21 protein-coding genes are annotated in these 21,282 nt (G+C 31.9%); 2 read left to right on the top strand and 19 right to left on the bottom strand.

Annotated elements, in window-relative coordinates; genetic code table 11:
• Position 1: 1 nt before the first annotated feature.
• The 12 genes from T1L09_RS08560 to T1L09_RS08615 form a co-directional block, all read right to left on the bottom strand.
• Positions 2-1,585 (bottom strand): sensor histidine kinase, encoded by a 1,584-nt coding sequence (locus T1L09_RS08560; RefSeq protein ID WP_322550538.1) that lies wholly within the window; start codon positions 1,583-1,585, stop codon positions 2-4.
• 71 nt (positions 1,586-1,656) lie between these two features.
• Positions 1,657-2,244 carry a dephospho-CoA kinase gene (gene coaE, locus T1L09_RS08565; protein ID WP_322550539.1) on the bottom strand — a complete coding sequence of 196 codons (588 nt, stop codon included), beginning with the start codon at positions 2,242-2,244 and terminating at the stop codon, positions 1,657-1,659.
• Positions 2,245-2,246: 2 nt separating this feature from the next.
• Positions 2,247-3,245, bottom strand: a complete 999-nt coding sequence (locus T1L09_RS08570) for a glycosyltransferase family 2 protein (protein ID WP_322550540.1) — start codon at positions 3,243-3,245, stop codon at positions 2,247-2,249.
• An 83-nt stretch (positions 3,246-3,328) separates the two neighbouring features.
• The gene (locus T1L09_RS08575; RefSeq protein ID WP_322550541.1) at positions 3,329-6,631 is read right to left on the bottom strand and encodes a GEVED domain-containing protein; all 3,303 of its coding nucleotides are present in this window, start codon (positions 6,629-6,631) and stop codon (positions 3,329-3,331) included.
• Positions 6,632-6,794: 163 nt separating this feature from the next.
• Positions 6,795-7,985 (bottom strand): enoyl-ACP reductase FabV, encoded by a 1,191-nt coding sequence (fabV, locus tag T1L09_RS08580; protein ID WP_322550542.1) that lies wholly within the window; start codon positions 7,983-7,985, stop codon positions 6,795-6,797.
• A 63-nt stretch (positions 7,986-8,048) separates the two neighbouring features.
• A complete protein-coding gene (gene recN, locus T1L09_RS08585; RefSeq protein WP_322550543.1) occupies positions 8,049-9,701 on the bottom strand; it encodes a DNA repair protein RecN in 1,653 nt (550 codons plus the stop codon).
• A 23-nt stretch (positions 9,702-9,724) separates the two neighbouring features.
• A complete protein-coding gene (porD, locus tag T1L09_RS08590; RefSeq protein ID WP_322550544.1) occupies positions 9,725-10,615 on the bottom strand; it encodes a type IX secretion system protein PorD in 891 nt (296 codons plus the stop codon).
• Complete coding sequence (coaBC, locus tag T1L09_RS08595) at positions 10,605-11,816, bottom strand: bifunctional phosphopantothenoylcysteine decarboxylase/phosphopantothenate--cysteine ligase CoaBC (protein ID WP_322550545.1); 1,212 nt, start codon at positions 11,814-11,816, stop codon at positions 10,605-10,607. Before coaBC ends, porD begins: the two co-directional genes overlap by 11 nt.
• 7 nt (positions 11,817-11,823) lie before the next feature.
• Positions 11,824-12,138: a DNA-directed RNA polymerase subunit omega gene (locus T1L09_RS08600; RefSeq protein WP_322550546.1), complete on the bottom strand. Its 315-nt coding sequence runs from the start codon at positions 12,136-12,138 to the stop codon at positions 11,824-11,826.
• Between the two features lie 9 nt (positions 12,139-12,147).
• A complete protein-coding gene (locus tag T1L09_RS08605) occupies positions 12,148-12,942 on the bottom strand; it encodes an outer membrane protein assembly factor BamD (RefSeq protein ID WP_322550547.1) in 795 nt (264 codons plus the stop codon).
• 97 nt (positions 12,943-13,039) lie between these two features.
• Positions 13,040-13,918, bottom strand: a complete 879-nt coding sequence (gene dapA / locus T1L09_RS08610) for a 4-hydroxy-tetrahydrodipicolinate synthase (protein WP_322550548.1) — start codon at positions 13,916-13,918, stop codon at positions 13,040-13,042.
• Between the two features lie 2 nt (positions 13,919-13,920).
• Positions 13,921-14,439 carry a DUF6913 domain-containing protein gene (locus tag T1L09_RS08615; protein ID WP_422718501.1) on the bottom strand — a complete coding sequence of 173 codons (519 nt, stop codon included), beginning with the start codon at positions 14,437-14,439 and terminating at the stop codon, positions 13,921-13,923.
• Positions 14,440-14,484: 45 nt separating this feature from the next.
• Here T1L09_RS08615 and T1L09_RS08620 point away from each other — a divergent pair, with 45 nt between their 5' ends.
• Together T1L09_RS08620 and T1L09_RS08625 are read left to right on the top strand one after the other, a co-directional pair.
• Complete coding sequence (locus tag T1L09_RS08620) at positions 14,485-15,270, top strand: 5'-nucleotidase (RefSeq protein ID WP_322550550.1); 786 nt, start codon at positions 14,485-14,487, stop codon at positions 15,268-15,270.
• 16 nt (positions 15,271-15,286) lie between these two features.
• Complete coding sequence (locus T1L09_RS08625) at positions 15,287-16,201, top strand: bifunctional metallophosphatase/5'-nucleotidase (protein ID WP_322550551.1); 915 nt, start codon at positions 15,287-15,289, stop codon at positions 16,199-16,201.
• Here T1L09_RS08625 and T1L09_RS08630 read toward each other — a convergent pair.
• The 7 genes from T1L09_RS08630 to rpsF all read right to left on the bottom strand — a co-directional run bounded on the left by T1L09_RS08630 (position 16,191) and on the right by rpsF (position 21,279).
• Positions 16,191-16,913 (bottom strand): hypothetical protein, encoded by a 723-nt coding sequence (locus T1L09_RS08630; protein WP_322550552.1) that lies wholly within the window; start codon positions 16,911-16,913, stop codon positions 16,191-16,193. The two genes, T1L09_RS08625 and T1L09_RS08630, sit on opposite strands and share 11 nt — an antisense overlap.
• Complete coding sequence (locus T1L09_RS08635; RefSeq protein WP_322550553.1) at positions 16,898-17,608, bottom strand: hypothetical protein; 711 nt, start codon at positions 17,606-17,608, stop codon at positions 16,898-16,900. Before T1L09_RS08635 ends, T1L09_RS08630 begins: the two co-directional genes overlap by 16 nt.
• The gene (gene ligA, locus T1L09_RS08640) at positions 17,601-19,592 is read right to left on the bottom strand and encodes an NAD-dependent DNA ligase LigA (protein WP_322550554.1); all 1,992 of its coding nucleotides are present in this window, start codon (positions 19,590-19,592) and stop codon (positions 17,601-17,603) included. The genes T1L09_RS08635 and ligA overlap by 8 nt, the downstream gene beginning before the upstream one ends.
• Before the next feature lie 3 nt (positions 19,593-19,595).
• On the bottom strand, positions 19,596-20,069 hold the full coding sequence (locus T1L09_RS08645; RefSeq protein ID WP_322550555.1) for a DUF6495 family protein: 474 nt from the start codon (positions 20,067-20,069) through the stop codon (positions 19,596-19,598).
• Between the two features lie 60 nt (positions 20,070-20,129).
• Positions 20,130-20,573, bottom strand: coding sequence for a 50S ribosomal protein L9 (rplI, locus tag T1L09_RS08650; protein WP_322550556.1), 444 nt, complete (start codon positions 20,571-20,573; stop codon positions 20,130-20,132).
• Positions 20,574-20,638: 65 nt separating this feature from the next.
• Positions 20,639-20,935, bottom strand: a complete 297-nt coding sequence (gene rpsR / locus T1L09_RS08655) for a 30S ribosomal protein S18 (protein WP_322550557.1) — start codon at positions 20,933-20,935, stop codon at positions 20,639-20,641.
• A gap of 2 nt (positions 20,936-20,937) precedes the next feature.
• The gene (gene rpsF, locus T1L09_RS08660; protein ID WP_322550558.1) at positions 20,938-21,279 is read right to left on the bottom strand and encodes a 30S ribosomal protein S6; all 342 of its coding nucleotides are present in this window, start codon (positions 21,277-21,279) and stop codon (positions 20,938-20,940) included.
• Between the last annotated feature and the right edge of the window lie 3 nt (positions 21,280-21,282).

Below are 21,282 nucleotides of genomic sequence, written 5' to 3' on the forward strand. Positions count from 1 at the left end.
TTTAATTAATTAATGGCATTTTAATAATAAAGGTGCTGCCTTTGCCTTTTTCACTTTCTGCATAAATTTGCCCGTTGTGATCCTCGACGATTTGCTTCACGTATGCCAATCCTAAACCGTGACCTTTAACATTATGTAAATCGCCTGTGTGTTCTCTGAAAAATTTCTCAAATACCTTTTTAAGTACTAATTTGCTCATTCCGGCTCCTTGATCTTGTATTTTAATTAGGATAAAATCCTTTATATTTTCTGTATAAACATCAATAATTGGTGCTTCTGGTGAATACTTTATTGCATTATCTAAAACATTCACTAAAACATTCGTAAAATGAACATCGTTTAATAAAATTGTATTTCTTTTTGCATTAAAATGCGTATGAATTATTCCTCCTCTATCTTCAACAATCAAACCTACGTGATCAATTGCATCTTCAATAATTTCCGTAACATCTCTAGGTTCTTTTTCGATATCTAATTCATTTTTTTCCAATTTAGATATCCTCAGAACGTTTTCAACTTGCGCGTGCATCCGCTTATTTTCTTCTTTAATCATTTGAAGATAACGCTGCACTTTTTCTTTATCATCAATAATTTTTGGATTTTTAATCGCATCTAAAGCTAAATTAATAGTAGCAATAGGCGTTTTAAACTCGTGCGTCATATTGTTGATGAAATCTGTTTTGATTTCCGAAATCTGTTTTTGCTTAATTAGCTGATTCAAAGCACTCGAATAAGTCAAAACAATTACCAACGTAAATAATAATGACAAACTCGTAATGCCAATCAAGGATGAAAAAACAAACTTATCTTTTTGAGGAAACATCACTAAAAGTTGATATTTCGACATTCCTTCATTGTCCTGAAAAATAGGAATTCCGTAGGTTGTTTCTTTGTTATATTTGAATTTATCTGAGCGAATTTTCGTTGCTAATCCGTTACTATAAATTCCGAATTCAAAAGGTGTTTTTACACCATATTTCTTTAATTCCGAATGTAATAATTCTTGTAAGTCTTTATTAGAAATTCGTTTTTGAAGAGACTTTTGGGCCACAATATCTTTAAAAGCTACTTCAAAATTGACTTTATCTAAACTTGATAAACTTCCCGACTTTCTAATCGTAACATCAGGTTGTGCATTCATACTAAAACTTCCATCATTGATAGAACTTCCGTTATAAATCTCAGTTTTTCGTTTTGAAACTACTTTATCAAAACTTGTGGAACCGGCATTTTTATCAAAGAACGAACCTGTAATGCCATAATTTTCAGCCACAAGGGTATTAGAATAAATGATAGTTTCATTCGTTCTTTTATCGCGTTCATAAAAATAAATCTCTTTTAAATCTTCTTCTTTGGGAACGGCTCCAGTACTGTCAATAATTTTATCATATTGTTTATAAAACGAAACCAACTCTTTTTCTTTGATTATGCTTGAAACATTTCCAAGAACTTGTTGTACGTGATGTTTGAACTCTTCTTCATTTTTGGTCAACGAAGTTGTGATCCAATACAATTGAACAACAAAGATTCCTATTAATGACAAACTCATTAAAAAAACTAATAATCTAAATCTTGACTTATTCATCGACACAAATTTAACATTTTAACATTTGTTGTTAAAATACATTAACCAAAGATTAACATAAAAAGGTTATTTTATGTTTTTGCTAATATTTTAAGAATTTGGTCGATTTGGGTAAACGTACTCTGAAGATCCATATTATGGACCACAAAATCACTCAATTTTATCTTTTCTGCTTCGGGAAGTTGGTTTTCAATACGATTTAAAACACTTTCTCTAGCGATATTATCGCGTTTCATTGCTCTTTCAATTCGAATTTCTTGTGGAGCAGTTATCATTATTACTTTATCACAAGCTAAATGACCACCTGTTTCAAACAAAATTGCAACTTCTTTAACAACAAAAGATTGATTTTTATGCTTTTTAACCCACTTTTCGAAGTGTTTTTTTACTTCCGGATGAACGATTGCATTTAATTGTGCTAATTTTTCTGGTTGACTAAAAACAATATTTCCTATTTTTTTTCGGTCTAAATTCCCTTCTTTAGTTAAAATAGATTCCTCGAAAATAGCTTGAATTTTATTAATCATAACTTTCGAATCCATTAGTTTCCTGGCTTCCTCATCAGCAATATAAACAGGAATACCTTTTGAAGCAATATAACTTGCTACAGTTGATTTTCCGCTACCAATTCCGCCAGTTAAACCAATGATTCTTGTCATAGTTACTTTTTAAAAAACAATTCAGGAAATGCTTCTTGTGGTTTTTGTTTTAAAATGAAAATCTTATAAAAAGAAAGTAAAAATCCCTTTCCGTAACCATAAAACTGAATCAAAGCAGCACATACAGAATATAACGCTATTTTAAAACTTTTATTGGTGATTAAAGATGTAATAAATAACAATACAAAATACAAGAAATACATACCTAAGAAATAAGGAAACTGAAATAAACTTAAAATTACTGCAAAAATAAATCCGATTAAAAATAAACTCGGAAACCAAAAAGTTATTTTTGAAAATTCAGGATACCACGAATTTAAAATTGGTCGTGCTTTTCCAAATTTATTCACTTGGATTTGAAATTTTTCCCAACTAATTCTTCTTTTATGATATACAAAAGCGTCTTTAATTAATTTGGTTTGGAAGCCTAAATTCCATAATCGAATTGATAAATCAGGATCTTCGCCCGGATGAATATTGCCAAAACCTTTAGAACTTTCAAAAGCTTTTTTAGATAAACCCATATTAAAACTACGCGGTTGAAATTTACCTACTTTTTCACTTCCGCCTCTAATCCCACCCGTTGTTAGAAAAGAAGTCATTGTGAAATTTATAGCTTTTTGAATATCTGAAAAAGAAGATAGTGCGGCATCGGGTCCACCAAAACAATCCACATAATCGCTATTTAAGCTTTGGGTAACGTGCAATAAATAATCTTCCGGTACAATACAATCCGAATCTAAAATGATAAAATAATCACCTTTAGCCCGTTGCATTCCGTAATTACGTGAATCTCCTGGACCAGAGTTTGGTTTAAAAAAATAAGTTATGCTAAGTTTTGAATTATATTTTTCAAAGATATGTTCACAAGTTATGTTGGAACCATCTTCCACTACGACCACTTCAAACGGTACTTCTGATTTCAATTTTGATAAACTTTCTAAGAGTTCATCAATTTCATCTGGTCTGTTGTAAACAGGGATTATAAAAGAAAAATACATAGTTATTATTTTTTTACAAATATAGTACAAATAAAAAAGTCCCACCGAAGTGGGACTTTAATTTATAAAAGATTAAAATCTATTTATTGTTTAATTACTTTAATTGATTTTATTGAATCACCTACTGTTACATTTACAATGTATGTTCCAGCACTTAATTGAGACATATCAACTTGAGTAGAAGTTGCGTTTACTGCTTTTGAAACTACTTCTTGACCTAATAAATTAAGTACTCTAACAGTAGAAATTTCAGAAGTATAAGATAAATTAAGGACATCTTTAACTGGGTTTGGATATGCAACAAAACGTGCATTATCAAATGAATCAGTTGAAGCAGTTGCGACTACATTTACAATGAAATCTACTGTTTCTCCATAAAATGCGCCGTAACAAGGATTTGATGGAATTTGTTGATCGTATGTTGCAACAATTCTCATTCTGTGATTTCCAAGTGGTGTAGCCAAAGGCATCACAAATGAAGCGTTTAAAGTAGTTGTAGGGTCATCAAGACTTACACCCGTATAAACAATTTCAGATGGTTCAAAAGTGTAATTATCATTTGCATCTACCCAAATAACTACATGATAACTGTATCCATAATCTGTATCAAATGAAACTTGAACGTTATTACTTATTCCTTGGAACATATCTATCGGTGTAGTATTGTTACTATAAACTGGTGATGAACTAACTGTATTTGTAACAGTAGTTGATCCAATTTGTACGCCTGTTATACCTAAACCATCTACAGAAGTTGGCGTGGATGGACAATAACAACTCGTTGCTACAGTAGCAAATGAATTTTCTGTACATCCAACTGCTGATCCTGCAGCGTTAAAAGGAACAATAGTGTAATAATATGTTGTTCCTACATTTCCAACAAATGAGTAAGTTGTAGTATTGCCGATGTTTACGTTATTTGCAATAGTTGTTCCTCCCGAAGTAGCTCCAACTGTAACTCTATAACCATCTGCACCTGAAACAGCGTTCCAAGTAATTGTATTAGCAAAATTACCACAAGTTGCATTTGGTGTTGCTACGATATTTGTAGCGCAAACAGGAACTGAAGAAGGTGTTAATCTTACTTCAAAATTATCTATAAAGAAATCAATATCTGCACTACCATCAGTAGCACCTTCAACTGCTCTAAAAGCAAAACGAACATCTTGTCCTGCATAAGCATCTAAATCAATAACGTTAGCTGTTCCCGTAGGAGCAGGAACGTTTGTATTGTTGTAAGTATATAATACTGTCCAGTTCGTGAATCCTGTTGTAGAAACTAAAACTTCGACGAAATCATCTGCTTCCCAAGCTGTTGTCGGTGCAGTAGTTGCAAAGTATTGCGTTGCTGCAGCGTCAAATTTTAATTCATATCCAGTTACAGGAATACTAACTATTGGAGAAATTACCCAATCATTAGCACTAGCTAACCAAAGTTCATAGCGAATTGCTCCAGCTGTGCCAGCATTAGCAAAACCATCAGCAACCCAGCCTGAAGTACCAAATGTTGCAGGACCAGTTGTTAAGTTACCATTATCAGCACTTTGCCAACAAGATGGTAAAAATGTACTGAAGGTTTCTATAAACTCAGGTACTAAAGCATCACAAGTTGTGAATGAAATTTCTGTACAACCAACTGCATCACCCGTTGCGTTGAAAGGAACAATTTTCACGAAGTAAGTACTTCCAGGATCTGTTGGTACCACATAAGTAGTTAATCCTAATGTATTTACTCCATTTAAAACATCGGTAGCGCCAGACGAAGTTCCAGCGAAAATTTTGTAACTAGTAGCATCTAAACTAGCTGTCCACGTTACTCTTGAGTTCGTTACATTGAGAGCCGCATTTACCGGGGCAGTAATTGTAGAACATGTTGGAGGTGTTGCAGGAACAAGTTCTAAAGAATAGTCGTCAAAACCAATACTATATGATGAAAATGAAGAAGTTGTTCTACCTCTAGCAATAATATAAAAATCTCCAGATGTAATAAACGTATTTGGTATAACAACTGTATAATTATACCATCCATCAGCAGCCTCTGTAGGTGCTACTGACAATAATAAAGAAACATCTAATAATTGTGTTGCTCCAGTTATGTTTGGATTAGTATTAGCATAAAAAGTAGTTCTATCTGTACTTAATCCATCTGAACTTCTGTAAATCCACACATTAAGTCTTACTTGATCACTAGAATAACTTGTTAAATTATATACCGGACTTACTAATAAAGCATCGTCATTTCCAACCCATGATTTACCCATGAATCTAGTTCCTGTATGAGGAGATGGTACACCGTCATTTGTATCATCACTCGCCCAATTTGTAGTACCCGTCAACAAACTTGTTGACCAACAAGTTGGTAATGCAACAGCATCAAAACTTTCAGAATGAGGAAGAGCTGTTATCGAATTACAATTTGTTGTAAACGTAAAAGGTCCACTCCAAGCACTAAAAGTCCCTCCACAATCTGAACGTAACCATACATAATATACAGTTGCTAGAGCTAATGGTGTTAAGTTTGCTGTTATAGCAGTTGTAGCTGTCCCGGCACCCGATGGAGCCGTATTTACATTAGAGTAGTAATATTCATATCCAGTTGCTGGAGCTGGTATTGCCGCACTCCAAGAAATTGTAGCTGAATTTGTTGTTATTGCAGATGCCGCAAAACCACCAGGAGCTACACAGCTAGGCGCAGTCCAAGTATAAGTTAAACCATTTGACGGAATTGTTGCAGATGTTGTAGAATTTATGTAACAAGTTGACGCATTACTACCACCTGCTGTTGAATTAATCCAATCTCCAGTACCAGCCACAGCTGTTCTGTTGTTGTAATCAGCATTTGTAGCTCCTCTTAATCCAACTTGTGGATAAGCTGTATTTGAACCTGCTACAAAAACGCCATAAACAACTTTTATTTCATTATTAGAAGTATTTAATCTAATTTGAAAATTAGCTTGTTCACCAGAAATATTGTATCTTCTAACGTTCAACCATTGAAAAATAATTTCATTACCTACTTGCTGCCATCTTGTCTCTGAGCCAGCACCAACAGAATTTAAATCTCTACCATAAGCAGAAATACTTCCAGCATAGGCAGTTGTTGAACTAATTGGTGAATAATTTGCAGTTCCTGGATTAGTTGTTCCAAAAGTTATAAAACCGTTTGAACTTACACGAACATCCGTAAAAGATGTTCCATTGAAAGTAAATGCAGTAGGTAATACTACCGAATATTGAGCATTATCAGCCGAAGGTGTCGCTAAAACTGTCCCCCCTGTTATTGGAGTAAATGTTCCTGCTGATTGGCTAAATCCATAACCATTTACTTGTGCATCAATCTGCCAACAGGTAAATAGGGTTAATAAAAATAAAGTAATTTTTTTCATAAATAAATAATTAATTGTTAAGCAATTGCTAATATAGTGATTAAAATTATATTTATGCAAGCAAGTTTGTTCTTTTATCGATAAAAAGCAATAAAAAACGATTAAAAGAAAAAACCCTGAAAATTCCAGGGTTTTAAATACTATTATTTTAGATAAAATTTGATTATTTGATACTTGGAACCATAACCATCTCATTTGTATCTGATTGATAATCTACACCATCAAATCCGAAGCCAAATAAGTTTAAGAAATCTTGTTTATAACCTGCTAAATCACCTAATTCTACTAAAGATTCTGTTGTAGATTCTCCCCATAATTTAGCAATACTTGCTTGAACATCTGCTCTCATTTCCCAATCATCAATACGAATTCTTCCTTTATCATCTGTTGGAATTGGATTACCGCTATACAATCTATCAGCAAACAAACGTTGAATTTGCTCAATACATCCTTCGTGAATTCCTTCCGCTTTCATAATTTTATACAACAATGAAATATATAAGGGAATAACAGGAATGGCTGAACTCGCTTGAGTCACTAAAGCTTTATTCACAGAAACATATCCTTTTCCATTGATATCTTTTAATTTATCTGTGATTTCAAAAGCTGTCGCTTCTAAATGATCTTTTGCTCTTCCGATAGTTCCTTTTCTGTAAACCGCTTCTGTAACTTCAGGTCCTATATAAGAATAAGCGATTGTAGTTGCTCCTTTTGCTAATAGATTTTCTGCTTTTAAAGCATCAATCCACATCGCCCAATCTTCTCCACCCATAACTACAACGGTATTGTCGATATCTTCTTGTACAGCTGGCTCAATAGTAACTTGAGTAACATTTCCTGTATGAAAATCTACGGTTTTATTGCTAAAAGTAGCTCCAATAGGCTTTAATGTTGAACGATGTAAAACACCAGTAACTGGGTGTTGGCGCACAGGCGAAGCCAAACTATAAATAATTAAATCAATCTGACCTAAATCAGCTTTAATCATATCTATTGTTTGTTGTTTTACTTCGTTTGAAAAGGCATCACCGTTGATACTTTTTGCGTATAAACCAGCCTTTGCGGCTTCCTTCTCAAAAGCTGCTGAATTATACCAACCGGGTGAAGCTGTTTTCCCTTCTGATGGTTCTTTTTCAAAGAAGACACCAATTGTTGCTGCATCTGAACCAAAAGCTGCTGTAATTCTAGAAGCTAAACCAAAGCCTGTTGAAGCGCCAATAACTAAAACTCTTTTAGGACCGTTTATTTTTCCTTTAGATTTTACATATTCAATTTGATTTTTTACATTTTGTTCACAGCCTTTTGGATGCGCTGTCAAACAAATAAATCCTCTCATTCTTGGTTCTATAATCATCTTATATATAATTGGTTTGTATTTTAATTGTCCTTCTAATTTAAACAAAAGTAATTCAAATTATTAATTCAACAAAGCTTTTGCATGTTGCAATGCCGATTCAGAAACATCTTTACCAGAAAGCATTTCTGCAATTTGCTGAATTCGCTCTTCGGGATTTAATAATAACAACTCAGATATTGTGGTTTCGCCTTGACTTCTTTTCACCACTTTATAATGTAAATCTCCTTTTGCAGCTATTTGCGGTAAATGAGTAATTGCAAAAACTTGCATTGTTTTACTCATCTCTTTCATTATTTCGCCCATTTTAATCGCAATTTCTCCTGAAACTCCGGTATCAATTTCATCAAAAATAATCGTTGGCAACTTCGAATAATTAGCTAAAATCGCTTTAATAGCCAACATAATTCTCGACATCTCACCCCCCGAAGCAACTTTTTTCAGTAAACCTAAATCGGTTCCTTTATTAGCTGAAAATAATAAACTTGCTTCATCTTTTCCGTTTGAAAAATAATTTGATGTATGTTCAATATTGAATTCGAAATTAGCTTCAACCATTCCTAATTGAGAAAGTATGAATTTAATCTTATCTACCAATTTTGGCACAGCGTCCGTTCGGTTTTTTGAAATCGTCTCTGCTAAATCATCAATTTGCTTGGTAACTTGCAGTAATTCTGTTTGCGTTTTTTTAATTGCAAATTCCAAATCATCAACTTTCATTACCTTATTGTCTAATTCATTTTGAATCGTTATTAATTTGCTAATAGAATCGACTTGATGTTTCTTTTGTAAATTATAAATCGCTTGTAATTTGGTATTTACCAATTCTAAACGTTCAGGGTTTACGATAATCTTTTCGTTATTTTGATTGCATTCTTCGAAAATATCTTCTAATTCTAAAAGTGAACTGTTCAAACGTTCATTCAAAATTGCATAACTTTCAGCAAAAAGACTATTTTTTTGAAGGCCTAATTTAATTTCTTTCAAATTTACCAAAACACCTACTTGCTCTTCACTTGCGATAGCTAAAATACGTTCAAAATTTTCCTTAATGAATTCAACATTACTTAATTGCTCTAATTCTTGCTCCAAAACTTCTTGCTCGCCCTCAACTAAATTAGCATTCAAGAGCTCTGTCAGCAGGAAAGAATGATATTCGTGTTCCTTTTCTAGCGTTTCTTTTTCGGCAATTATCTTTTTTAATTCACGTTGTTTCGCTTTAAATTGCGCTAAAACTGCTTGATAATCGATAATTGTATTTTGATTGGAAGCCACAGCGTCCAAAATTTCTAATTGATAGACTTCTTCTGTTAACTCACGCGTTTGATTTTGCGAATGAATATCCAACAAAAAACCTCCTAATTTCTGAAGTTCTTGCAAATTAACCGGACTATCATTGACAAACGCTCTTGATTTCCCTAACGGTAAAATTTCTCTTCTAATGATGGTTTTGTCTTCATAATCTAAATCGTTTTCCGCGAAAAAAGCTTGTAAATTATAATTTGAAAGTAAAAATTCAGCTTCAATTATGCATTTTTGCTCTTTATCTTTTAACGAAGTTAAGTCGGCTCTATTTCCTAAAACCAATCCCAAAGCTCCCAAAAGAATTGATTTTCCAGCACCAGTTTCTCCTGTAATTACGGAAAACTGGTTGGAAAAATCAATATCTAGCGACTCAATAAGCGCATAATTTTTTATAGAAAGTGAAAGTAGCATAAAGTGATATTTGAATAAAAAAATTATCTAATTTTATTCCATTTTTGGGAATTTAAAGGCGAAATCTTGTTTAAATTTTCTACTAGTGGTGCTATATCCATTTTGGGGCCACCCGAGAAAATGGAAACTAATTCATCTGCTTTTGTATCGAAAAAAGTTCGCACTAAGAGCGAATTAGGTCTTGATTTTTGAATTTCAGACAATGTTACAATAGCTTTTGCCACACCTTCTTTTCCTGCTTTAACATCATCAGCCATTAAATCTAGGCCTTCTCTATGATATAAATACATTGCAGTTCTAAAAGGTTCATAAGTTGTAGAAAGCATATCTGAAATTAAGAAATTTCTATTATTGTTACCACTTTCAGATTGGCTCCAGCCCTTAAAACCACTTGATTGTGCAACTGTTACAATATTAGCTGCTATTTTTAAATGTTCTAAGCCTCCTAATTTCGAAAAAGAATCACCTTCAATTCCAATGATTAAATTGGAATAAAAAGCCATTACAGATACTAAATTTGAAGTAAAACTGTTGGCATCATAAATCATATTTTCAAATTCGATAAATCTGAAATTGAAATTTTTGTCATTTGTATTTAGGATCGGAGTTGATAAAGTTGAATTAAAAACTGGACGAGAAGCCTGAATTTGTAAAGTAGCTTCGAAATTATTTGAACCATAAGAAGTGATATTAATGAAAAAATTACATTCAATTTTTTCTATTTCTTTTACTTCCTTTTCAGTCCATTTAGTATTGTTCAAAAACTCAGTAACTTGCTTTTCTAAATTCTTAAACAATTGGGGGTTTCCATTATTTACTTGCTCGTAATTTATAGCGACAGTAGCCCGTAGTTCTTGAGAAAAACTAACACTTGTAAACAAAAAAACTAAAAATAGAATTAGATTACGCGTCATAATGTTGAATTATTTTATTTATAATATCCAAAGCAACAGCTTCTTTTGATTTCAAATCCATTGGTTCGATGACAAAGTTTCTGTCAATAAACGTAACTTTATTTGTAGGCTGCCCAAAACCAGCTCCTTTATCATTTAATGAATTTAAAACTATCAAATCTAAGTTTTTTTTCTGAATTTTTTGCTTAGCGTGCTCAATTTCATTTTCAGTTTCTAACGCAAAACCTATTAAATACTGATTTTTTTTAATGGCTCCTAACGAACCTAAAATATCTTTTGTCTTCTCTAATGTTATCGTAAGCGTTTCTTCGCTTTTTTTTATTTTCTGCTGCGCCGCATTTTTCGGATGATAATCAGCAACTGCTGCAGCTGCTACAACAACATCAACTGATTCGAAATACGCATGACAAGCTAAATACATTTCTGCTGCAGATTGTACTCTTATTAATTTGATAGCTGAGTTATTTACTGACAAATGTGTTGGACCTGAAATAAGAATTACCTGGGCTCCCATTTTTGCTGCTTCATTGGCTATATCAAAACCCATTTTACCGGTAGAATGATTTCCTATGAAACGAACTGGATCAATGGCTTCATAAGTGGGCCCTGCAGTAATTAAAATTTTCTTCCCTTTTAAAGGTAATTTTTCTGAAATATCATTTTCTAAAAAGAATACGATATTTTCAGGTTCCGCCATTCTTCCTTCGCCCGAAAGTCCACTTGCTAATTCACCACTTTCTGCAGGAATTATGATGTTTCCAAAAGATTTTAATTTATGAAAACTATCTAAAGTCGAAGGGTGTTTATACATATCTAAATCCATTGCTGGCGCAAAATACACCGGGCATTTTGCAGATAAATAAGTAGCAATAAGTAAATTATCACAATTCCCATTAGCCATTTTAGAAAGTGTATTGGCAGTAGCTGGGGCTATTAGCATTAAGTCTGCCCAAAGTCCCAACTCTACATGATTATTCCATTCACCATTTCCTTCTTCTTCTTTATAGAAAGTAGCATAGACTGGATTTTTAGAAAGTGTCGCTAAAGTCAGTGGCGTTACAAAATGCAAAGAAGCAGGCGACATTACCACTTGTACTTGTGCACCTGCTTTTATGAATAATCTAACTAAATGTGCCGTTTTATATGCGGCTATTCCACCAGAAACACCTAGTAAGATTTTTTTACCGCTTAAAACAGACATATTCGTTTTATTTTGAGTCTCTGTAGTAAATTTTACCTTCTTCCCACTCTTGAACTGCTAGAGCGTGTGCTTTTGGTAATTTTTCATAAAATTTTGAAACTTCAATTTGCTCTTTGTTTTCAAAAACCTCTTCTAAACTATCGTTATATGTAGCAAATTCTTCTAATTTCTCAATTAATTCCTTTTTAATTTCGGCATTAATTTGATTAGCTCTTTTTGCCATGATAGTTATCGCTTCGTAAATGTTCCCAGTAGGCTCTTCTAACTTACTTTTATTATAAGTAATAGTGTTTACAGGAGCATTTGTTTTCTTTAAATCCATGATTTAGTTTTATTTAGAAAATTGTTGTAATTCTTTGTCAATATCGGCTAACATTTTATCAGCTTCTTCTTTGTATTCCGTGTTGCTGTTGAACTTCACTAAATTATTGTGTGCTGTTTTTGCATAAGTTAAACGTTCTTGCTTTTTATAATCTACACTGTTTGTTGCTAATTTGTAAGCCGAATCTAATCTATAAAATAGCGCTTTTTCTTTAAAAGGTGTCCCCGGATAATCTGCAATAAAATTTTCCAAAGCTTTTAAAGCTCCTTTATAGTCTGCGATTGAATTATATTGTTTTGCAATTTCGTATGCTTTCTTCTCTTGTTTTTCTCTTAATTCTTTAACATAAACATTTGCTTGAGTTAAATATTGTGAATTAGGATAGGTGTCAATAAATCTTTGTAATTTATCTAATGCTTTTTGTGTATCTGTTTGATCTAAACTATAAACAGGTGATAATCTGTAAAAACACTCAGCACCTAAAAAAGAAGCTTCTTCTCTTTTCTCACTTTTTGGGTAAGTCGCAGCAAAATTTTCAAATTGATACCCTGCTAAATAATATTGTTTTGACTTGTATAGTGAGTTAGAATATAAAAAAAACATACGCTCTGCATTAGGTTTTCCTTTGTATGCTGGAGCAATTTGTTCATATAAGCGAATTGCTTTAATATATTTTCCGGCATCATACATTTTATTTGCCGATTCACTTTTTACAGCAACATCATCAGATTTTAATGCTTTTTGATATTGACTACATGAAATAAACAACACAGCTATAAGAAGGAAACTAAAAATTTTATTCATTTTTTTTTACTTTATTAACTTTTCAACATCCATAAATAGATACCTAAAAAAGCAACTGCAAATTTAGATATAATTTACTTACTATAAAAATATTTTTTTAACTTAACTTTTTGGTAAAATTATCTAACCTTGATTTTAAATCATCGTTCACATTTACTAGAGGTAAGCGAACTATATTCTCTGATAAAGCTAGCGTTTTAAATACTTCTTTGATTCCTGCGGGATTTCCTTGCTCAAAAATCATATCAATACTGTCCGCCAGTAAGTAATGTATTTTATATGCCTCGTCTACTTTTCTTTGCAATCCTAGTCGCACCATTTCAGAGAATTCCTTTGGAAAACCTTCACCAATAACAGAAATAACTCCTGCTCCACCAGCTAAAACTATCGGTAAGGTAATCATATCATCCCCAGAAATCACTAAAAATCCTTCTGGTTTGTGTTGGATTATTTTCATAGCCTGTACCAAGTCTCCCGCAGCTTCTTTAATTCCAATTATATTTTTAAAATCTTTCGCCAATCTCACAACTGTTGCAGGCAGCATATTACTTGCTGTTCTTCCTGGAACATTGTAGATAATTACGGGAATTGGAGATGCTTCTGCAATCGCCTTAAAATGCAAATAAATTCCTTCTTGCGTAGGTTTGTTGTAATAAGGAGAAACAGATAAAATAGCCGAAAAAGCTGAAAAATCTCTCGATTTTAGTTCTTCAACCACTTGCATTGTATTATTTCCACCAACCCCTAAAACTAATGGTAATCTTCCAGCATTTACTTTAATAATCGTTTCAATTACCAATTCTTTTTCATCTTGCGTAAGCGTTGCTGTTTCTGCCGTTGTCCCTAGTGCAACTAAATATTCAACACCACCATCAATTACGTAATTTACAATTTTTGTTAGCGCCTCTGTATCCACAGAAAAGTCTTTTTTAAATGGCGTAACAAGTGCAACACCAGTACCAATAAATGCTTGCATTTTTATATTTTATTTAAAATTTTTAAGTATTTGAATAATTCCGAAGTAAACTCTTTATAACGATCAACTTCTTCTGAAATAATTAAATTATTCACTCTTTTATCAATTGAATCAAAGCCAACTTTAAAAGTAGCTTTAGATTTTATCGATAAGAGCATTAAACTATATTTGCTAACCTCATAATAATTAATCAATAAATCAAAAGGAATTTCTAAAAAATTAATCACTTCTGCTTTGTTAATTTCGCCTGAAATTGAGATATGTCTTAAAGCTAAAAACGGTTCATTTACAGCTTCTTTTGACTTAATTCGATCTTTGTAAACTAGCACCTGAATTTGTTCTCTAGCGAAACCATATTTTAAAATTTCATCAACCAATCCCGTTGTGTTTAAAAAATAATCTTCATCAACTAACAAACCAATTGTCTTGATTTTTTGATGTGTAAAAATTGGTTCCTGCTTCTGCAACCTATTATTAACATTTTTTTTAAAGAAAAACTTTTTTAAAATCTTATAAAACATAGTACTTTTACATCTTCGACAAAATTATTAATTAAGTCTTATATTATGATGGTAAATGTAAAAAAGAATACGACATATTTTCATTATTTTGTTATTTTATTAACATTTAGTTTTATTGTTTCTTGTAAATCAAGCGACTATCATAATTACAAAGTTGAAGGGAAGAAAATTGCTGTTATTAATGCTGGAGACGAAAATGCTAAAATTGAAGCATATATTGCACCTTACAGAGCAAATATCACTAAAGATTTAGACAATATTTTAGCTTTTTCTCCTGAAACTTTAGATAAAAGTAAAGGGAAGTGGCAAACTTCTATTGGAAATTTATTAGCTAAAGTAGTTTTCGATTTAGGAAATCCAATTTTTGAAAAAAGAGAGCAAAAAACTATTGATTTTTGTTTACTAAATCATGGAGGAATTCGATCCATTATTCCGCAAGGAGATGTTACTACGCGAACTGCTTTTGAAGTAATGCCTTTTGAAAACACGCTAATTATAGTTGGCTTAACAGGTGTAAAAGTAAAAGAATTAGCTAATTATTTTATGACAGAAAAGAAACCGCATCCTTTATATGGTATCAAAATATTTGTTGATAAAAATACTTTAGCGGTAACCAACATTGAAATCAATGGTAAAAAAGTAGAAGATGATCGAATTTATTATGTGGCTACAAATGATTATTTGGCCAATGGTGGCGATAGTATGAATTTTTTTAGAGACAGTGAGCTAAAATTTGACTTAGATTATAAACTTCGAAATATTCTAATTGACTATTTCAAAAAAGTAGACACATTACCAGTAATAATGGATGAAAAAATTATTTTAGAATAAACTTAAACCAATAGCTATGATAAGAAGAGATTTTATCCAAAAAACGGCTGCTAGTTCTGCTTTATTAGGTTTAACTAATATGACATTAAGTAGTTTTAATTCCATCGAATCAAAGAAAATCACCATACTGCACACCAACGACGTGCACAGTCACATTGATCCTTTCCCAGCCGATCATCCTAGAAATGCAAATATGGGTGGGGCAGCTAGAAGAGCGGCTTTAATTGACAAAATTCGCAAAGAAGAATCAAATGTTCTATTATTAGATGCAGGTGATATTTTTCAAGGAACGCCCTACTTTAATTATTATGGCGGCGAATTAGAATTCAAGTTAATGAGTATGATGAATTATGATTTAGCTACGATGGGAAATCACGATTTTGATAATGGTATTGAGGGTTTTTATGCCCAATTACCTCACGCAAAATTTGATTTTGTTTCCGCCAATTATGATTTTAAAAACACCATTTTACACGACATAGTCAAACCTTATAAAATATTTAAAAAAGGTGGACTAAAAATTGGAGTATTTGGTCTTGGCGTTGAATTAGATGGTTTGGTCGACAAAAAAATGTATAAAGAAACTGTTTACAACGACCCTGTTGAAGTAGCACAAGATATGAGTAGAATTCTTAAAGAAGAACAAAAATGCGATTTGGTAATTTGTTTATCGCATTTAGGATTCAACTATAAAAATGATCCTGATAAAATAGCAGACTTGGCTTTGGCTAAAAAAACAAAAAATATCGATTTAATTATTGGAGGTCACACCCATACGTTCTTAGACAAACCGGTTATTGAGAAAAATATTGAAGGAAAAGAAGTTTTAATAAATCAAGTGGGATGCTATGGGATTAATTTAGGACGAATTGACTTTTATTTTTCCAATGATAAAGAAACAAAGAATCAAGGAAAAAATATTATTGTATAACGTGTTCTTCCCTATTTAAAAAGTAGCGAAGTAAAAAATAATATACCGGAATTTCGATAATGCAGGCTACGTAGATTAACAAATCGTTTTTGAAGTAATAGTTATTAACCGCAATAAAAATATCTGAAACGAATAGACTCAAAATAGTACCTAATAAAAATTTTGACGCTATGGACCTATTGATAAATACATTGAATATAGTTAGCACTAATAGTGTTAAAAAAAGAAAAACATATAATCCTATCAAATACACTTCTTTAAAGGGCAATTCGTAGATGTAATTATAAATTTTTACAACCAGAACACTTAAAAGTAATATAAAAAGAAAATAGGGATACATCTTTTTTATGAACGGTTTTTTATCAAAAATTTTTGAATCTACCACTACATAATGACATAAAATAGCGACCGAGATTAAATATAAATATGTTGAAAAAACATATAAACTGCGATCCTGTAAAAGAATTAAATTATCTGCAAAGTAGACAACTAAAAATAAAAATATATTTATAAAATAAAAAGTATTTTTGGTTAAAAAAAAATAAGCAAAAGCTATTGATGGAATGATTATGGGTTTGAACAAAAATGCCAAGTCTACATTTTTTTCAATTCTATAAAAATACAAATAAAAAGCAAAGGAGATAAAATAAATTGCTACAGCAATTATCGCCATCATATTATTAACACTACGATCCTTTATTTTAATTTCCATAAGTAGAATTTAGTACGGTTAATAAAATAGAAAACAAACAGAAGATAAGAAACTTGTTTGCCAACAATGTTAATGAATTTTAGTGCAAATACTTCCGACATCATTTTTGAAAACACAAAGAACATATCCGAAATAAAAAAAGACGTAACCATTAAAATCATAAATAAAATAGTTCTGTTTGAATAATTCAATTGAATTAAAAAAGCCAATAGACACATCACAAATAATAGTAATCCAAAAAGTACGTACAAGCCAAAATCTAGTTTTGTAGCATCTGTAACAAAAGCCAAAACACTATAAATCAAATAACTCAACAGTGAAAAAGCAATCAAAAACGAAAATATGTTGAAGCGATGCTTATTCTTTTTTAAATAATACAAAAAATCTTGGTACAAAAAAAAAGTAGTTATAAAATATGGTATAACAAAAAAGATCAATGCAACTGTTAAGAAGTCTTGAGCACTGATCATAAAAAGTATTTCGCCAATAAAATAGCACAACATAGCTATTGAAAACAAGATATTAAATTTACCTTTAACAGCTACGTAATAGTAATAATATATCGTAGGAATAATTACAGGTCTTGAGAATAATTCTAAATTGGGACTATCAATAAAAAAAGAAATTACATACAAAACAATAGCTCCGAAAAATAGAACTAGTGCAGCATTAAAATTGTAGTTTTTTTTATTCATCTAACATTTGTTTGAAATCACTTTCAGAAATTATTGTTATTTTTAATTGAATGGCTTTGTCTAATTTAGCGGGACCCATATTTTCTCCAGCAATTACATAATCTGTTTTTGACGAAATAGAGCTACCGACCTTCCCTCCATTATCTTCAATTGCTTTTTTTAACTCATCTCTCGAATAAATTTCAAATACACCTGAAACCACAAATGTTTTACCTTTTAACTTTTCAGACACTAATTCTCCTTCAACTCCAGATTCTAATTGAACTCCATATTGTTTTAATCTATCAATAATAATTATATTTTTTTGATTTTCAAAGAATTGTACCACACTTTGTGCGATTTTCTCACCAATTTCGTCAACTAAGACTAAATCATTGCTATTTGCCTTTGCTATTGCTTCAATAGATTTATAGTGTTTAGCAAGTTTTTTAGCTACCGTCTCGCCCACATATCGAATACCTAAGGCATACAAAACGCGTTCAAAGGGAATTTCTTTCGATTTTTCGATGCCTTTAATCAAATTATCGGCCGATTTTTCAGCCATACGTTCTAACGGAAGTATTTGCTGTTTCTTCAATTCATATAAATCGGCATAATTGGTAACCAAATTGGCGTTATATAACAAAGCAACTGTCTCCGCACCTAAACCATCAATATCCATTGCTTTTCGAGTAATAAAATGCTGAATTCTTCCAATAATTTGAGGTGGACAACCATAAAAATTAGGGCAAAAATGATTCGCTTCTCCTTCATTTCGTACTAATTCGGTATGACATTCTGGACAATTTGTAATGTATCTTGTAGGTTCTGATTGATTTCCTCTTTCGGCAACTCCTATAATTTTCGGTATAATTTCTCCACCTTTTTCAACAAAAACGGTGTCGTCTATTCTAATATCTAATTTTTCAATCTGATCCGCATTATGTAAAGACGCACGTTTTACAATCGTTCCGGCCAACTGAACAGGCTCCAAATTCGCAACGGGTGTTATTGCTCCAGTTCGCCCAACTTGATAAGAAATTGAATTTAATTTTGTAGTAACTTGTTCCGCTTTAAACTTATACGCCATCGCCCAACGCGGAGATTTTGCTGTATAACCTAATTCCTCTTGATAGTGTAAATCGTTTACTTTTACTACTACTCCATCCGTTTCGTAAGGCAAATTATGACGGTGAATGTCCCAATAATTAATGAATTCAAAAACTTCGCTTAGGCTACTAACTAATTTTGATTGATTTGGTACTTTAAATCCCCATTCTCTCGCTTTTTGTAAACCTTCAAACTGGGTTTTAAAAGGTAAATTATTTCCAATAACATAATATAGTAAACAATCTAACGGACGTTTTGCTACTTCAGCACTGTCTTGTAATTTCAAACTTCCGGAAGCTGTATTTCTTGGATTCGAATAAGGTGTTTCGCCAATTTCGATTAAATCTTGATTCATTTTCTCAAATCCGGCAAACGGAAGAATTATTTCACCTCGAATTTCAAATTTTGCAGGAAAATCACCTTTCAAACGAATGGGAACTGCTTTTATAGTTTTGATATTATTTGTTACATCATCGCCTTGAAAACCATCGCCACGTGTCACAGCCCGCACCAATCTTCCGTTTTCATACAAAATACTAATCGAAGCGCCGTCATATTTTAGTTCGCAAGTATATGTTAAAGGCACATCGCCCAAAACTTTTTGCATCCGGTTTTCCCAGTCTTGTAAATCTTCCAACGAATATGAATTGTCTAGTGAATACATTCTATATTCGTGGGGAATCGTCTCGAAATTTTTAGTAATCGTTCCACCGACACGCTGCGTTGGCGAATTTTCATCAAAATACTCGGGATGTTTGGCTTCTAAATCTTGTAATTGTTTTAGTTTATTATCAAACTCAAAATCTGAAATCATAGGATTATCCAACACATAATAATTGTAATTGTGTTGATTCAATTCATTTCTTAAATTTTTAATACTTTCTAAAACGTTCATAATTTATTGATTAATTAAGCTTTCTAATTTAGTAAACAACTCTCCTTTGCTTATGATTCCACCTTGTTTAATAATTTGAAACAAAGCTTCATTTCTATCTTCGGAAATATCTTTTTTTCCTTTAATGATTTCTACACCATCAGAAAACAGATTATCGGCTAGCCAATTAATGCCTTCAGCAGAAACAAAGTCTATATCGGTATTATTCGTTTTTACAACGAAAGAATAAACTTCATTTCTCAAACATTTAAAAAGAAAAATATAGTTTTTTGAAAAATGATCAATATGAGAGACATTGGTCAACGCTTTATCCCAAATCATATCCGAAAAAATATCAATTTCCTGTTCAGCAACGTGTATTTTATTTTTTTTAATTTCATCCCATTCCGCTTTATCAATGGATTGTGTTGCCAAAAAATTAATAAATTCGGGATGTAATTCTTCTAATTGTTCTTTAGTTAATCTTGCGTATTTCATAATGTAAATATAAAAAAAAAGCCCCGCAAAATGCGGAGCTAATTATTATTTTTAGAAAAATTAAGCTTTTTCGCCTACGATTTCATATGGTAATTCTACAATAACATCTCTATGCAATCTAACTGCAGCTGTGTATTTTCCAACACGCTTAATTACACCACTAGTAACGAATTTTCTATCGATTGTATGTCCGTTTGCTTGTAATGCTTCAACAATGTTAGCATTAGTTACAGATCCAAACAATTTATCTCCACCTGCTTTAGATGTAATTTTAATCTCAAGAGCTTTTAATGCTTCAGCTAATTTGTTAGCATCATCAACTAATTTTTGCTCTTTGTGTGCTCTTTGCTTCAAATTTTCTGCTAATACTTTTCTAGCAGAAGGAGTAGCTAAAGTAGCAACACCTTGAGGAATTAAGAAATTACGACCATAACCGTTTTTTACAGTTACGATATCGTCTTTAAATCCTACGTTTTGAACGTCTTGTTTTAAGATAAGTTCCATGTTGTTGTCCTTTTTTTTAGAAGTTAGTCCCGATTGCTATCGAGACAACAACTATTAGTTAATTTTTATTTTAATAAATCGGCCACGTATGGCATGATTGCAATGTGACGCGCTCTCTTAACAGCTACAGACACTTTTCTTTGATATTTCAAAGAAGTTCCTGTTAAACGTCTTGGTAAAATTTTACCTTGCTCATTAACAAATTTCAATAAGAAATCTGCGTCTTTATAATCGATATACTTGATACCTGATTTTTTGAAACGACAGTATTTTTTGGTTTTGTTTGTATCAATGTTTAAAGGCGTAAGATATCTGATATCTCCGTCTTTTTTACCTTTTGCAGATTGCTCTAGTGTAGACATGATTAGTTTGTTTTAGCTTTTAATTTAACTCTTCTTCTTTCAGCCCAAGAAATTGCATGCTTATCTAGAGAAACAGTCAAGAAACGCATAATACGCTCGTCACGACGGAATTCAGTTTCAAATGCAATAATAATTTCAGCTGGCGCTTTAAATTCGAATAAGTGATAAAATCCACTTTTCTTGTGTTGAATTTCGTAAGCTAATTTTTTTAAGCCCCAATCTTCTTTCGATACCATCTCAGACCCTTTAGAAGTAAGAAAATCTTCAAACTTGCTTACTGTTTCCTTTACCTGTATTTCAGATAAAACGGGATTCAAGATGAAAACAGTTTCATAATGATTCATAAT

This window comes from Flavobacterium psychraquaticum, from assembly GCF_034497725.1.
In the GTDB taxonomy this organism is placed as follows: domain Bacteria; phylum Bacteroidota; class Bacteroidia; order Flavobacteriales; family Flavobacteriaceae; genus Flavobacterium; species Flavobacterium psychraquaticum.

Excerpts from the sequence above, each read along its gene's own strand:
- T1L09_RS08620 (WP_322550550.1), top strand. The coding sequence starts at position 14,485 with ATGATGGTAAATGTAAAAAAGAATACGACATATTTTCATTATTTTGTT.
- coaBC (WP_322550545.1), bottom strand. The coding sequence starts at position 11,816 with ATGTCTGTTTTAAGCGGTAAAAAAATCTTACTAGGTGTTTCTGGTGGA.
- rpsR (WP_322550557.1), bottom strand. The coding sequence starts at position 20,935 with ATGTCTACACTAGAGCAATCTGCAAAAGGTAAAAAAGACGGAGATATC.
- dapA (WP_322550548.1), bottom strand. The coding sequence starts at position 13,918 with ATGCAAGCATTTATTGGTACTGGTGTTGCACTTGTTACGCCATTTAAA.
- porD (WP_322550544.1), bottom strand. The coding sequence starts at position 10,615 with ATGACGCGTAATCTAATTCTATTTTTAGTTTTTTTGTTTACAAGTGTT.
- rplI (WP_322550556.1), bottom strand. The coding sequence starts at position 20,573 with ATGGAACTTATCTTAAAACAAGACGTTCAAAACGTAGGATTTAAAGAC.
- T1L09_RS08635 (WP_322550553.1), bottom strand. The coding sequence starts at position 17,608 with ATGAATAAAAAAAACTACAATTTTAATGCTGCACTAGTTCTATTTTTC.
- T1L09_RS08570 (WP_322550540.1), bottom strand. The coding sequence starts at position 3,245 with ATGTATTTTTCTTTTATAATCCCTGTTTACAACAGACCAGATGAAATT.
- rpsF (WP_322550558.1), bottom strand. The coding sequence starts at position 21,279 with ATGAATCATTATGAAACTGTTTTCATCTTGAATCCCGTTTTATCTGAA.
- T1L09_RS08625 (WP_322550551.1), top strand. The coding sequence starts at position 15,287 with ATGATAAGAAGAGATTTTATCCAAAAAACGGCTGCTAGTTCTGCTTTA.
- coaE (WP_322550539.1), bottom strand. The coding sequence starts at position 2,244 with ATGACAAGAATCATTGGTTTAACTGGCGGAATTGGTAGCGGAAAATCA.
- recN (WP_322550543.1), bottom strand. The coding sequence starts at position 9,701 with ATGCTACTTTCACTTTCTATAAAAAATTATGCGCTTATTGAGTCGCTA.
- ligA (WP_322550554.1), bottom strand. The coding sequence starts at position 19,592 with ATGAACGTTTTAGAAAGTATTAAAAATTTAAGAAATGAATTGAATCAA.
- T1L09_RS08645 (WP_322550555.1), bottom strand. The coding sequence starts at position 20,069 with ATGAAATACGCAAGATTAACTAAAGAACAATTAGAAGAATTACATCCC.
- T1L09_RS08600 (WP_322550546.1), bottom strand. The coding sequence starts at position 12,138 with ATGGATTTAAAGAAAACAAATGCTCCTGTAAACACTATTACTTATAAT.
- T1L09_RS08615 (WP_422718501.1), bottom strand. The coding sequence starts at position 14,439 with ATGTTTTATAAGATTTTAAAAAAGTTTTTCTTTAAAAAAAATGTTAAT.
- fabV (WP_322550542.1), bottom strand. The coding sequence starts at position 7,985 with ATGATTATAGAACCAAGAATGAGAGGATTTATTTGTTTGACAGCGCAT.
- T1L09_RS08560 (WP_322550538.1), bottom strand. The coding sequence starts at position 1,585 with ATGAATAAGTCAAGATTTAGATTATTAGTTTTTTTAATGAGTTTGTCA.
- T1L09_RS08630 (WP_322550552.1), bottom strand. The coding sequence starts at position 16,913 with ATGGAAATTAAAATAAAGGATCGTAGTGTTAATAATATGATGGCGATA.
- T1L09_RS08575 (WP_322550541.1), bottom strand. The coding sequence starts at position 6,631 with ATGAAAAAAATTACTTTATTTTTATTAACCCTATTTACCTGTTGGCAG.
- T1L09_RS08605 (WP_322550547.1), bottom strand. The coding sequence starts at position 12,942 with ATGAATAAAATTTTTAGTTTCCTTCTTATAGCTGTGTTGTTTATTTCA.